Source organism: Cyanobacteriota bacterium, assembly GCA_025054735.1.
In the GTDB taxonomy this organism is placed as follows: Bacteria; Cyanobacteriota; Cyanobacteriia; order SKYG9; family SKYG9; genus SKYG9.
In genome coordinates this window covers 1-14,476 of sequence record JANWZG010000040.1, presented here as the reverse complement: position 1 = coordinate 14,476, position 14,476 = coordinate 1, and the positions used below count along the sequence as shown (strand labels likewise).

7 protein-coding genes are annotated in these 14,476 nt (G+C 50.7%); 5 read left to right on the top strand and 2 right to left on the bottom strand.

The features are described from left to right. Window positions 1-673, top strand: a 673-nt coding sequence (gene ubiE, locus NZ772_03485) for a bifunctional demethylmenaquinone methyltransferase/2-methoxy-6-polyprenyl-1,4-benzoquinol methylase UbiE (protein ID MCS6812623.1), incomplete at its 5' end; no start/stop codon positions are given. A gap of 4 nt (window positions 674-677) precedes the next feature. Next, window positions 678-1,916: a DUF445 family protein gene (locus NZ772_03480; protein MCS6812622.1), complete on the top strand. Its 1,239-nt coding sequence runs from the start codon at window positions 678-680 to the stop codon at window positions 1,914-1,916. 62 nt (window positions 1,917-1,978) lie between these two features. Here NZ772_03480 and NZ772_03475 read toward each other — a convergent pair whose 3' ends face one another. Next, window positions 1,979-3,517, bottom strand: a complete 1,539-nt coding sequence (locus NZ772_03475) for a serine/threonine-protein kinase (GenBank protein MCS6812621.1) — start codon at window positions 3,515-3,517, stop codon at window positions 1,979-1,981. A gap of 704 nt (window positions 3,518-4,221) precedes the next feature. Between NZ772_03475 and pheT the strand changes: the two genes are divergently transcribed. From pheT to NZ772_03460, 3 genes are read left to right on the top strand one after another with little or no spacing between them, the layout of a single operon-like run. Continuing rightward, the gene (gene pheT / locus NZ772_03470; protein MCS6812620.1) at window positions 4,222-6,723 is read left to right on the top strand and encodes a phenylalanine--tRNA ligase subunit beta; all 2,502 of its coding nucleotides are present in this window, start codon (window positions 4,222-4,224) and stop codon (window positions 6,721-6,723) included. A 49-nt stretch (window positions 6,724-6,772) separates the two neighbouring features. Next, window positions 6,773-8,365: a hypothetical protein gene (locus NZ772_03465; GenBank protein ID MCS6812619.1), complete on the top strand. Its 1,593-nt coding sequence runs from the start codon at window positions 6,773-6,775 to the stop codon at window positions 8,363-8,365. 47 nt (window positions 8,366-8,412) lie between these two features. Further along, entirely contained in the window at window positions 8,413-9,051 is a 639-nt protein-coding gene (locus tag NZ772_03460) for a histidine phosphatase family protein (protein ID MCS6812618.1), read from the top strand. A gap of 271 nt (window positions 9,052-9,322) precedes the next feature. Here NZ772_03460 and NZ772_03455 read toward each other — a convergent pair. Next, the coding region (locus NZ772_03455; GenBank protein ID MCS6812617.1) for an alpha-2-macroglobulin family protein at window positions 9,323-14,476 on the bottom strand (5,154 nt) is incomplete at its 5' end.

Genomic DNA, 14,476 nt, shown 5'->3' with positions numbered 1-14,476 from the left:
AACGGCTGAGCAAATTCGATCGCTGTTTGATCGCATTGCTCCTGTATATGACCCCCTGAATCAGTGGCTCAGTCTTGGACAACATCGCATCTGGAAACAGATGGCCGTGAAGTGGAGCGGTGCCCAACGGGGGGATACTTGCCTGGACTTATGTTGTGGCAGTGGTGATATTGCCCAGTTGTTAGCACGACAGGTAGGGCCAACCGGATGTGTCATCGGTGTAGACTTTTCCGCAGCTCAACTTGCGATCGCCCGTCAACGATCAGTTCCAGTGCAGTGGGTAGAAGCAGATGCCCTGGCGTTACCCTTCCCTGACAACTATTTTCAAGCAGCAACCATGGGCTATGGCTTACGTAACTTGGTCAATATTCCCCAAGGCCTGCGAGAGCTACATCGGGTATTGCGGCTTGGCGCGCGTGCTGCAATTTTAGACTTCAATCGCTCGCCTGATGCCATTGTTAGTGCCTTTCAGCAATGGTACTTAAATACGATTGTTGTGCCCGTCGCTCAGCAAATGGGCTTCCAAGCAGACTATGCCTATCTATTGCCCAGTCTAGAGCGATTTCCCACTGGGGCTGAACAGGTGACGTTAGCTAAGCAATGTGGCTTCACAGCCGCCGTCCACTATCCTATTGCGGGCGGTACGATGGGAATGTTAGTGGTAACCAAGTAGGCTCGTGGCAACTGACCTGTATACTGTTTGGCTTTATGTAGCTCCACCGATCGTAGGTGGCGTTATCGGCTATTTCACCAACGATATTGCCATTAAGATGCTGTTTCGTCCTTACCGAGCTTACTACATTGGTCAACGACGCATTCCCTTCACACCCGGATTAATTCCCCGCAACCAAGAGCGCTTAGCCCTGCGAGTTTCCCAAGCCATCATGGGATCCCTACTCACGCCAGACGAGCTACATAACATGGCACGCCGTCTGTTGGATACCGATCGCGTCCAGGCGGCAATCCTATGGCTGCTAAGGCTGGCCCTTGACCAAATCCAGCATCAAGACCGCGAAGAACGCACTGCCCGCATCTTAGCTAATGTGCTTGAAGACCTATGCAGCCAATCCCTACCCCGCGTTCTCAAGGTGCTGGCTCGCCGCGAAGACTTTCTAGAAGCACAACTGAATCAAATTTTTGACCAAGTGCTGCTAGAATTTCAGCTCACGGATGAACAGGCTGATAAATTGGCGGAATGGCTATTACAGGTGATCCTACCACCAGATGTATTGCGTCTAGCACTTGTAGACTTTTTGACCGATCGTAATATTCAAATTATTGACGAAGGCTTTCGAGAAAAGTCCAGTGGTACCTATTGGGTCATTGCTAACCTGTTTGGACTCCGCAACGCCCTGACCCGGCTTCGCAGTTATTGTTTAGACGAAAAGGAACAAGCTAATACCCGCTTAGCCGAGTTGATTCAATCCCTCAGCATTCAGCAGCGGTTAAAGGCATTTCTCAAGACGCTCTCATTGCAAAATCTACCCGTCTCTACCGTAAGGCAATTGCGACGCACCATGCGGGATAGTGTACGTGTATACCTACAAACCCGTGGTGCAGATTTAATTCAGGGACTAGGGAGGTCGATCGATTGGCAAAACATCGCTGCCCTAATCATTAGCCGTCTGCGCAATTCTGCTATCACCGATGTATCCCTAGAACTAGTGAGCAAGGAACTAGCATTGATTCTCGATCGCTACTTAGACGCAGATTTAGAAAAACTGATGGAGCAGGTGTTGCCTGTTCTTAACTTAGATCAAGTCATTGTTGATCGCATTAAGGCTACCCCACCCAAGAATATGGAAGATGCTGTGCAGGCCATTGTTCGGGAAGAGTTACAGGCAATTGTCAACCTTGGTGGCATTTTGGGGGTAACAATCGGCCTCCTACAATCCATATCCCTGCTAATGCGCTAGACCATGCGCGACAAGCAACCGACTATCGACTAATATCGACTAATTAAGCGTGAGCCAGCTAGTTAAGTACCCCCCCACAGGCCCTTCTTGCCACTGGGTAAAATTGTCAGCAAATTCGTGCGGGCCTGAGCTAGTTGGTCATTACTGATCTGGGCACCTGTCAAATTAGCACCACACAGGTTCGCACCCCGCAGGTTAGCATTCGATAAATAAGCATTCGTAAAATTCGCCCCACGCAAATCAGCCCCTTGGAAGTTGGCATAACTGCAATAGGTCTTCGACAGATTGGCATCCCTTAAATTTGCAGCCACTAAAGCTGCCCGACCAAAATCTGCCTTATGCAAATTTGCGCCTTGTAAGTTTGCCTTGTTGAGCTTGCTCTGATTAAAACTAGCACCTTGTAGGTTTGCACCCGTCACAACAGCATTACTTAAATCGCAGTTAGAAAAGTCTCGCTCACCCTTGCTATAGGCCAACTTTAAGGCTGCACCATCTAGCTTTTTAGGCGCTAGTGCAGGGGGCACCTTCAGCCCAGGAGCAGTTGTATTATCGGACACAGATGACTTAGAGGCGGTTGTGCGAATAGTTTTTGGTTTTGCCAGACCAGACTCCATTGCGCCTGCACCTCCTGAACTAGACAACCGTGCATGACGAGTCCGAATCCCAGCCGCTGCTCGCGACATCGGTGAGGAATGGGCATCGTTTGTGCTGACTCCTCTGCCTGGGCGGGATGATGGGGTAGCAGGCTGAGTGGCCATGCCCTTAGCCAAGCTATCGAGATATGGCTCCAAATCCAGCGCTCGCAACAGTTCTTCCACAGATTGATAGCGATGCTTGACAGACACTTCTAGCATCTTCTTCAACACACCAATGAAGTGGTCACTGACGTGGACGTACTTTTGCCACAGCAATTCCCCAGTGGTTGGGTCATAGTCCATATCTTTAGGAGCTTTGCCACTAAGCAGGTAAACACAGGTAACACCTAGGGCATAGATGTCACTAGCGAAAACTGGACGCATGGCCATCTGTTCTGGGGGAGCATATCCAGGGGTGCCGATCGCGTAGGAAGTCAATGCTGTTTGTTCTGACGCACTAGCAACATTAAGGTTAACCTGATCCTTCACTGCCCCGAAGTCAATCATCACCAGCTTGGCATCTTCAGTACGCCGAATTAAGTTAGCTGGCTTAATGTCTCGATGAATCACCTGGTTGCTGTGGAGATACTGTAAGACTGGTAACACTTCACTGAGAAACTGCTTAACACCAGCTTCTGTGAAGGGGCCGCCTTGCTTTACTTCTTGCTGCAATGTGTTACCACGAATGTATTCCTGAACCAAGTAGAACTCTTGATCAATCTCAAAGTAATCAAGTAGGCGCGGCACTTGGGGGTGATTGCCGATTTTACCTAAAGTCTTAGCTTCGCGCTTAAACAAGGCTCGTGCCATATCCAGCACATGGGGCGCTGTGGAGGTAGGGCGAAGTTGTTTAATCACACATTCAGGCTCGCCGGGCAATGCCATATCTTTTGCTAGATACGTAGAACCAAAGCCTCCCTGTGCAAGCGCCTTAACCACACGATAGCGATCGTGCAACAGGGGCATCTCCTCAATTCCAGCTTGGGAGACCTCTTCTGCCTCTGGAGAGGGGCGAGAACCATCTGTGTCAGAATACTGGCTCATTCAGACTTGCTCATCTCAACATACACTACCAAGCGCAACCCCCACTGTACTTTAACCCTAACATCCCACAGCCAACAGCAACAACCTTGCCTCACAATACATAAGCTACCGCAATGCCCTATAGTCTCCTTCTTGCCATAGAGAACATCACCCGACAAGCTTGACCATTTTCAGCCATCACTCAGCCATAACTATGAACGGCGCACTAGCGTGAAGATACCTTCAAGGCAGCAGTGGTTACTAAACACACTCTAAATAAATATCCTGAAATGTTTAGCCTTTGAAACCCCGTCTTCAACCATAATCATACGTCTACTGATTAGCCTATAGCTAAGCTACCCTAAAATACTAGCTTGATTACTAGAGAACCCGGAAGTGTCAAAGGCTAGGGCTGCTAGCTGATACGAAAAAACAACATGAGATGGGTAGCAACAACAGGCAACGACGAGTTTAAACCTCAAGGGACAGTGTCCAGGCACGATGTCCATCCATTGTCCCCTTGCTCTGAACCGTCAACATCCTTGAAGGCTACCGTCTATAAAAATATCACTCCTAAAACATCACTGGTTACTGTTGTAATCACGATGTAAGCTATCAAATGTGGTTTTGTTTATTCAGTATAGCCCATGCGAATTTCTCTGAGCTGGCTTAAAGAGTTGGTAGAGGTGACGCTTACCCCAGAAGCATTGGCTGAGGCGCTGACGATCGCTGGCTTTGAGGTCGAAGATATTGAAGACCGTCGCACCTGGGCTGATGGTGTGGTTGTAGGCAAGGTGCTTCAGTGTGAGCCTCATCCCAATGCTGATAAACTCCGGGTTTGCCAAGTAGATATTGGAGCAGAAACACCCTCTACCATCGTCTGTGGTGCGGCCAACGTGCGTGCGGATGCCTATGTGCCTGTGGCCACCTTGGGAACGTACTTGCCCATGATCGACCTTAAGATTCGACCTGCTAAGCTGCGGGGTGTCGCTTCTGAGGGCATGATTTGTTCCTTGGCCGAACTAGGGCTAGCCAAAGAGTCTGATGGCATTCATATATTTGCTCAACCTGAGCTGAAACCAGGCACAGATGCTCGGCCACTACTGGGCTTGGATGATGTCATCCTAGATGTCACCTCAACAGCGAACCGAGCTGACGCATTGAGCATGGTGGGAATTGCGCGTGAAGTTGCTGCTCTAACGGGTGCGCCGTTACGCTTGCCCCACGTTGCTGCTACACCTACACAACTGCCTTGCCAGGATTTGACGCTCGCCATTGATGCTCCCCAAGCTTGTCCAGCTTATATAGGCACTGTGATCAAAGGCGTTACGATCGCCCCCTCACCACTATGGATGCAGCATCGCTTACAGGCTTCTGGAATTCGTCCTATTAACAATGTTGTGGACATTACCAACTATATCTTGCTGGAGTGGGGGCAACCGCTTCATGCCTTCGACTACGATCGGCTCCTAGCGCTATCAACAGACGCAACACTGCCAATTAGCATCTGTTTTGCCTCGGCTGGGCATACCCTAAAAACCCTAGATGGTCAAGACCGCACCCTCCATGAGCAAAACTTGGTAATTTCGGCCTATCAACAACCCGTTGCCATTGCTGGAGTCATGGGCGGGGAGGCAACAGAAGTTTATGACGGCACTACCAACCTATTACTGGAAGCTGCTGTATTTGACTCAGCTACGATTCGTCGCTCTGCCCGTGCTCAAGGGCTGCGAACTGAAGCATCCATTCGCTATGAGCGCGGTGTTAACCATGCGGAGTTGTTGACGGCTTGTCAGCGAGCTATTCAACTTTTAAGGGATGTAACGGGTGGAACTCCGGTTTCCCAAGCAATTGCTGGTACGGTGACCGAGGGTAATGGTGTCTCATGGACACGAGTGATTGATTTGCGGCTTGACCGGGTGCAACAACTGCTTGGTAATGTCGAACTGGAGGATGGCATTGGCGATATTCAATCTGCTGATGTGGAAAAGATACTAACTGCCTTGGGTTGTCAGCTTGCCCCCGGGGAGCAAGAGCAGACTTGGCGTGTAACAGTGCCCCCCTATCGCTATCGAGATTTAGAACGCGAAATTGATTTGATCGAAGAAATTGCTCGTCTGTATGGCTATGACCACTTCTGTGATACGTTGCCCGCGGCGGCTGAACCCGGTTACCTATCTTTGGAAGAAGCCCTAGAGCGCCAACTGCGAGAAGCCTGTCGGGCAGTAGGACTGACTGAGGTCATGCACTATTCCCTAGTGAAGCCAGGGGGCGATCGGCAAATTGTGATCACAAATCCGCTGTTCACTGAATATGCAGCCCTCCGCACAAACCTACTAGATGGTCTATTGGATGCCTTCCAATACAATGTTGAGCAGGGCAATGGCGGCTTGAATGCGTTTGAAATTGGGCGAATTTTCTGGCAAGACGAAGAGGGAGGCCACGAAATTGATGCTATAGGGGGCATTATGGGAGGTGACCCCAGCCAAGGGCGATGGAGGCGTGGTGGCCGAGAACATCCCCTCGATTGGTTTGAAGCTAAAGGATTGCTTGAATCTGTCTTTCAACGGTTAGATTTAACGGTGGAATATCAGCCTGATCGCCGTGACCCTCGACTTCATCCCGGACGCACAGCATCATTGTGGATTCAGGGCGATCGCCTGGGCACCTTTGGCCAGCTTCACCCCCAACTTCAAGACGAGCGTGGTCTGCCCTATCCGGTTTACCTGTTTGAATTGGACTTAGGCATCATGTTGTTACATATGGATGAAGCCGCCAACCAGCTAGAACCAGCCAGTGATGGCAAAGCAGCAGGAGCTAGTGCAGTTCCTCAATATTTGCCCCCTCGGTTCAAGCCTTTCTCTACCTTTCCCGCGTCCGATCGAGATTTAGCTCTCTATGCTCCTATCGACATTGCCGTAGCTGACCTTCAACGCACCATTACCAAAGCAGGTGGTGCCCTGCTGGAATCGGTGCAATTGTTTGATGAATACCGAGGAGAAAACGTCCCTGCTGGCCATCGTAGCCTAGCCTTTCGCTTGGTATATCGCGCTGACGATCGCACCCTAACGGATGGCGACATTGAACCCATTCATCAGCAAATTCGAGATGCCCTCGTCGAAAAATTCCGGGTCGAGTTGAGGAGTTAACCTCTTAGCAGCAACCTATTCAATAGACCAGCGAGACCATCAGCATTCCATGAAATTTCAACCCCTCGACAAAATAGCAATTCCCTTCATGCTGGCCCTCTGCTTGCTGATTGGTGTGCTTGCATGGACTGGTGAACATGCGGCTGCACGGGTACGAGATTTTAGCTGGCAAGATAAGGATATTGGTGCCCTCGATAGAGCCTTTATTCTCAGTTTCACCCGTCCGATGGATCACGCTAGTGTGGAGGCAAATCTACAGATTGCCCCACCTCTACCAGGCAAAATTAGTTGGGCAGGGCGACGCATGGCCTACACCCTCCTTGCTCCTCCACCCTATGGGGAGAAATTTCAATTGACTCTGCAAGATGCCTACGAGCGATCTGTTACTACAGGTACTAGGCGGAATGTCATGCAGCCATTCTTGGCCACCTTTGAATCGCGAGACCGCGCCTTTGCGTATATTGGCGTAGAGGGAGAAGAAGCAGGGCGCTTAGTATTGTCAAACCTCACAAAGCGCATGAAGGTGGTTTTAACCCCCAAAAACTTGCTAGTGACTGACTTCGACATCTTTCCAGATGCACAACGGATCCTGTTCGCTGCGATCGATCGCACTGCCAAATCCCCAAGTGTACTCGACCAAAAGCTCTACACAGTTACAACTGGCTTGATAGTTCAGGCTCCTCCAGAACCTGGAGAACGTCAACAACCATCTTGGTGGGTACGGCCAACTCCTCCACAGCCAGTTGCTGCCAAGGTCATTACCCCTGTGTTAGAGAATACTGAATATCGTCACTATCAAGTTCAACGGTTCAAATTATCTGCCGATGGCAAAACCTTAGTGATGCAGCGGGTTGCCCGCAAAAATCCAGGTGCACAGTTTGGCCTTTGGGCTGTTGCCTTAACAGAGGATGGCACGATTAGCAGTGCCCCTGTAGAATTACGCAGCAAAGGCGGTGGTGACTTTTCAATTACACCAGATGGTAGTTTTATCGCTGTTTCAGAGGGGCAGGGGTTAGCGATTATACCCATTAAACCCGATGCCAAACCACTGGAATTTTTGCCCAAGTTTGGGCAGCTACTGGCATTTGCTCAGGATGGCACTAAAGCCCTTACGGTCAAATTTAACTCCGACTATACTCGATCGCTGTTCCTAGTCACTAACCAAGGTGAAGAAAAAGAACTGCTGAAGATTACTGGCTCTATCTTAAGTGCTGAATTTGATCCTATCGGCCAATTTGCCTATTGCATTCTTAGTAAAGCCATCTCTACTCCAGTCCCTGCTAAGGGTGCTGCTCCCCAAAAGCCGCCTAACACGTCTTCTAAAAATAACCTTACTTATCAAGAGCAGCCATTTTTAGCAATGGTGAATCTAAAAACCGAGGAAACCATCCCCCTACTTGCTTTGCCACAACAACTTGACGTGACCATGAGTTTGGCCCCCGATGGCTTGGGACTATTGCTAGATCAAATCATCGTGGGTAATAGCAACCTGTCACCTGCACTCCGAACTCGCTCTGGACAAGCTATTGCCAGCAGTCAACTATGGCTAGTGCCGATCGTCCCTGGTGATCCTGCTGCCCAGAAAAACACTCCGCCTACAAAACTACCTCTCCTTGGTATTCGTCCTAAATGGCTGCCATAACAGGTTAAGATGAAGCCGACCTACCGACGGTGACAGGAGATGGTATTGTGGCTCTCAAGCTTTATCTGATACGTCACGGTGAAACGACCTATAGCCAGACAGGCGGCTACTGTGGCAGTCTCGATCCTGACCTTACACCAGCAGGTTATGAAATGGCTCATGCCTTTGCTGCGGCCTACAAATCAGTGCCGTGGTCTGCGGTTTATGTTAGTCCAATGCGACGTACTATAGCGACTGCTGAGCCGTTGTGCACTGCGATCGGCATGGAAATGCATCTGCGGGAAGGTTTGAAAGAGATTCATTACGGTCAATGGGAAGGGAAAACCCAGGACTATGTGCGACAGCATTACCACGACGACTATGTGCGCTGGTTAACCGAACCTGCTTGGAATCCTCCTACAGGGGGAGAAACTGCTGTGCAAATCGCCAGCCGATCGTCCCTAGTCATTGCCGAAATTGAAGAGAAATATACCGATGGTAATGTGCTCGTTGTCTCTCACAAAGCCACTATTCGTGTGATTTTGTGTAGTCTTTTGGGCATTGACCTAGGGCGCTACCGCGATCGCATTGACATGCCTGCTGCTTCCATTAGTGTCGTCAAGTTTGACTGTCACGGCCCTATGTTACAGGTTTTAGGCGATCGTTCCTATATGAGTGATGAGCTACGAAATCGAGTGGGCACCTGATGAGGAGCCATGAACTAGAGATGGATGTGATCAGGACTGTAGTCATTCCAGATTCAAAAGAGACAGTCTTGGCTTCTCTCCCTCGCTTTGGGAGAAGGGTTGGGGTGAGGGCCACCGTTTCAATCTAAGTTGAAACAACCATAAAGTCTTCACGACAAGCTGTGATGAGGACTAAAGTCCTGACGACGAACTGTGATGAGGACTCAAGCCCTAACGACGAACGAACCATGATGAGGCCTAAAGTCCTGACTGTGAACAATCGGGTGGCTTTTTAGGATGCAGGCTTGACCACTAGGGTAGACGTAGCTGTCCGACCAAATTCTTCAGGGGCGTATTGCCGATGGGCTTCACTACCTGACCACAGAAAAGTGCCAGGAGTGACCGCCCGCACTAGATAATGCAAGGTGTAGATGCCCGGTTCTAGGCCATCAGCATAGGCCACGATGCGATCGCGATGGATTTGCTGATAGCCAATTTCCCAGCTATCACCTCTAGCTTGGAAGTAGGGAGTGCTGGTCTGAAAACTAGTATCTATAGCCTCAAAGCCAGCAGGTAATGGATCCGTAATCACCACGTGATCCACAGGATGATCGGTAATGATTTGTAGACCCACATCGTAGATTTGCCCTGCATCGATAGTTACTGGCGCAGAGGTCGTGAGTCCATAGGCGGCGATCGGGCGCTCCCGACCAGCAAGACGTAATTCTCGCTGCACTCGCAGACCATCAAACCGTCCGGGAGGATTGCCCTGGAGCCGATACCGGAAGGCAACCCGATAGTGCAACGTACCGTTGCCAGCCTTCTCTAGGGTAAGATTGCTGTTGCCCTGGGGCAACTCAGCCATGGGCACTATTTTTTCTGTACTAGGACTTTGGTAGCCCTGAAACTGGGCAGAAACTATGGGTTTACCCGCTAAGGTTGCTGTTGCAAAGAAGTTGGGCGGTGTAGGTTGCTGTTGGACATAGGCTACTAAGGCAGTTAGTGCCTGAGCGGTGTCATAGGTGTTGCGCCAAGTGCCCTGTCGTTGCTGGTCTAGCAAGCCCTGAACAAGGCGACTGAGGGTAGTAGTATCAGCATTTTGGGCGATCGCAAGCCGTAACATTTCTGCTTGGGCAACCGTAGGGGAACTGACCCACCACCAGTAATCAGAGGCTAGGGTAACCGTGGCAGAGCGTCCTGTGTCATAGACCACTTGTTGAAGCTGTTGCGCCATGGCAGTCGCTTGGGTCTGCCAGTCAGGGAATCGTGACAGATAGCGGGCTAACCGCACCTGATCAGAGGTCGTTAGCTGTGCACGGCCTTCATACAGATTACTGAGAAAGTCGGTGCGGGGGGTATCCAAGTCAGCTAGTGCGATCAGTGCCGCTAATCGTCGCCGATTTTGACAGCGAGTATCGCTACAGTAGTCATCTTCACCAGGATTGGCCAGCAATTTGCGTAGGTAAGCTGTGAGGCGAGTGACCATCTCTCCATCAACCGAGAAGCCAGCACTGCGGGCTTGGGCGATTGCACTAGCGGCATAGGGAGTAACCAGGGGATCGCTGTTTTCTGCCTGGGGATAGTAGGCAAACCCACCATCTTCTCGCTGCAAGGACAGTAGTTGCTCTAGGCGCTGGGCTGCTTCCTGGGCCGGTTGGAAACTACCGATTGCAGTGCTGTAGGTTTTGCGCAGAATTTCTAGGTTGGCGGCGATCGCCAATCGGCTAGCACTCAATTCCAGTAGGGGCAGCGGCTCAGCATCCAATACCTGCTTACCAGGGGCAACTAACTGCGGGATCAAGGTGCTGGCCAAGGTTAGCTCCAAGCCGCCTGTGTTGGGATCAGTAGCCTTGTCCACTATCAAAGGGAGGGAAAGGGACTGTTCCGTACTACCAGACTCAATTACTTGCTCTGTCACCTCCAATGGCTTCACAGGCAATGTCACCTCCAAAGCATCACCAACCCCGTTCAGATTGGTGGTAAAGCGGAGGGTACTCTCGCCAGCCGTAGTTGCCACCACTGGGAAAGACTGTAGCTGGGTGCCTGTAGCTGCCAGTTTCAATGTAGCAGTCTGTGAGCTGGCTACAGAAGTACCTTTACCCTCTTCAAATTGGATACTATTTTGCACCTCTGCTCTGACATCAGCAGTTCCAGCTTGTCCTGTGGTGTTGGTAATAGCAATGCCTGCTAGAAAGCGATCACCAGGACGAGCAAACTGGGGTAATACAGGATTGGTCACGAGGGGCTGAGTGGTGACAAAGGTGGCATCTCCACTGCCAAACAACCAAGGAGTAGCATCAGAAGTCTCCACTGCCCTGCTGATGGGTGCAGTGCCGATCGCCACAGCCATCACCCGCCATGTTGTCAGGTTATCTGGGAGCTTGAACTTAACTGTCGCCTGTCCATTAGCATCGGTAGGCACAGCTCCATTGTAATAGGCTACGGGTTTGAAATCTGTGCGCAGACGAGTGCTGGCCAATCCCTTAGAGAACCCACCACCATAGCCCCAACCTTTGTCTAGCGGAGAGGGTATTTTGGCTAAGATTACGTCTGAGCGGTTATCGGCAAAGCGAGTAGTAATTCCTTGGGACGAGTAAACAATCTCCACCAAATTGGGAGGACGATAGCCCGTTAGTTGCAGCACTGCCTCGTTGACCACCATCACGGTGAATTGTCCCTGGGCTGGCTTGCCTGCTGCATCTTTAAGCGCAAGGGCTATGGTCTGCTCTTCTCCTGGTTTGAGGGACGGAGTGGCCTGCACAGACACTTGCAGATAGCGATCGCTCAAATCGGTTGTAAAGGGGGTAAAGCCAATCTTCACCAGGTTCTTGAGGCTCCCATCGGGCAACTGTTCTAGGGGTTGTCCCCGACGTACTAGCACAGCCTCCACGGCAGCATTGGGCAGCATGTCAGGGGTAACTGTGAATTGTACTTGGGGTGCACTGCCATTTACAGGGATAATCGTTTGATACAGAACCTTTTGCCGAATCACTGCAAAGTACAGGTCTGCTTGTGGATAGGGTGATTGAATCAGTGCTGTAGCCGTATCACCTGGCTTATATTGCTTCTTATCTAGCTGAATGTCGAGACGGTTGTTAGTGTAGCGATCGCCCCAGAAAGCCGAGCCATCACCAGTTACCCACACTTGGCTATTGGTTGCTAGTAGCTCATCACGCCTGTTGACAAAATTTGCCCAGATTCGGTACACACCTGCACTGGTGGGTGTGAGGGTAACAGTCTGTGCTGCAGTTCCAGACCGGATCTCTGCTGTAGCTACAGTCTTATATTCCACTTGGTGCTGAGGAACGCGGCTACCTTCCAACACACGAGTAACCCGGTTGTAGGTCATGCTTTGTAACTCTAAGCGCACCCGCTCACCTGCGATCGGTCTGCCACTTGGATCCGTAACAATTACCTGGATGGCGAATGGCTTACCCGCTTCCCCTACAAAATTTGTTTGGATCCCAATTAACTTGTCTCCAGGTACGGCTGTAAAGGATTTGGAATCGGCAACAGACAGGTTGGATACATCGGACACTTGGGCATCAACCCGATAGGTCATAGGATAGGGAATCTCGGTCACTGGAACCTGTTGGCTATTGCGCCCTTGGGCATTTAAGACTTGCTCAGCCTGCAACACTTCCGTGGGCACTTGGGGTTCCTCTTCTGGCCAATACCACTGCCGCCCAAAGGTAAAAGCATCCCAGCCTGTAGGTGTGAAATAGGTACGACGACGGGTGATGTAATAGTTCACCTTACCCCCCTCTACGGGTGCACCAAACAGGTAGGCACTGTTCACATCGACATTGATTTTTTGTCCGATCGTTGCAACGATTGTTGGCTCCGTTGCACTAGGCTGCCCTGGAATCCCGCCTGATAGCGTCAAGTCAGTTTTGAAGTTGGGGGGCTTGAACTCAGCCACCCGGAAATCACCTGTCAGCTCTACACCCTGGGCAGATGTGGCCTTAAGGCTATAAAAACCCAAGGGCTGGCTAGCCGAGAGGGGAATTGTCACTGCAAAGGTGCCAAATTTAGTCGTGGTTTGAGCAGGCAGTGTCGTCACCTTACCATCGGGTGCCTCTAGGCTCAAATTATACACAGTACCCTCATCCCGCTGAAGTTGACCATCCTTCAAATAGTAGGCAACTCCCGTGATGTAAGCAGTTTCGCCCGGTTGATACAGTTGACGATCGCTGAACAATATCCCCTTAGCGATAGGCTTGGTGCCTTGCCAGTCAGCATAAATACCATAGCCATAGGCACCCGTGTAGTCATTGGTGCGAGTAAAGGCCCAATCATTCCCCTCCCGTGCCACCACCAACAGATTTGGCTCCACTTCAAAGCTGGATTTGCCCTTCATACAAGTGCTTAAGGCTGCCCTGTCGAAGGTAAGGAGACCATCAGCATCCGTTTTGCCTGTGGCACAAGGCGCAGGCTGGGGACGGGATGTTGCCTCTAGCTTAGACTCATACACCTCTACAGCAGCATTGGCCACAGCTTTACCATCACTGAGGTGGCTAACTCGCACCAAACCTGATTGGGGAAACCATTGGGCAAATACGCCCAGATTGGTCACCTGCACCATGCCAAAATATTTGCCTTCTCGCCACTTCTGGTTACCATTTTCTTGGTAAGCACTGGTACGCGCTCGCACACCGTAGGCCAGCATTCCCGTGCGATCGCCCAACTGCTGTTGCAAGTTAACCGTCACATAGCCCGTGCGGTTTTTGTCAGCCTTAAAAGGGAACGATGCCCAGGTTTGGGGGGCGGGGAGTGCTTTGCTGGCTCCAGCCGAGTTTTCCTCAAAGTAAACTAAGTCCGTTGGCTTCAACACCCGATAGGCAGCCCGATAGGCAGCATCTGGCAGATTTACGCCTGAAATCGCAAGCTGGAGGTCTTTTTTATTAGTAGGAAAGATATTCAGTCCGTTAGGAACCCAAAGATCTGGGGCAATGTCGCCAGTCTCGTACTGCACTGTCACGGGCTTGTCTAGCGTCTGTCCAAATTTGTCTTTTAGTGACTTGGCGATCGTAATGCTGTAGGTTGTGCGAGGTTGCAGTGCGTAGGGGTTCAGGTTAATAACATTCGTGTCATCATAGGCTTGCAGCAAAGGGATCCCTTGCTTGGGGGCAGGTGTAATCTGAATGCTGTCAGCAACCGATGCTGCTACTAAGGGATTATTGAATACCAGTTGTGCTGCTCCCTTCAAAAATCGTCCATAGGCTTCTTGCTCTCCAGGTTGCCCCACATAGGCTAAGGTTTCAAAGGCCAAGGGGGAATAAGTGCTGAATTGACTAGCAAACGTGGTAGCACTGGGTAAATTGCCTTTAGCAGACCGCAATCCTGGAGACACCTCCAGCCGATAGGTTTTGCCCTTTTCTAGTCGTTGCCGGGGGGTAACATCGTACTGCCATAACTGCTGGGATGGGTCAAATTCTGTCCGAGG

What these genes read in the sequence shown, in the direction of transcription:
- NZ772_03475 (MCS6812621.1), bottom strand. Translation starts at nt 3,517, where the DNA reads ATGCCCCTGTTGCACGATCGCTATCGTGTGGTTAAGGCGCTTGCACAG.
- pheT (MCS6812620.1), top strand. Translation starts at nt 4,222, where the DNA reads ATGCGAATTTCTCTGAGCTGGCTTAAAGAGTTGGTAGAGGTGACGCTT.
- NZ772_03465 (MCS6812619.1), top strand. Translation starts at nt 6,773, where the DNA reads ATGAAATTTCAACCCCTCGACAAAATAGCAATTCCCTTCATGCTGGCC.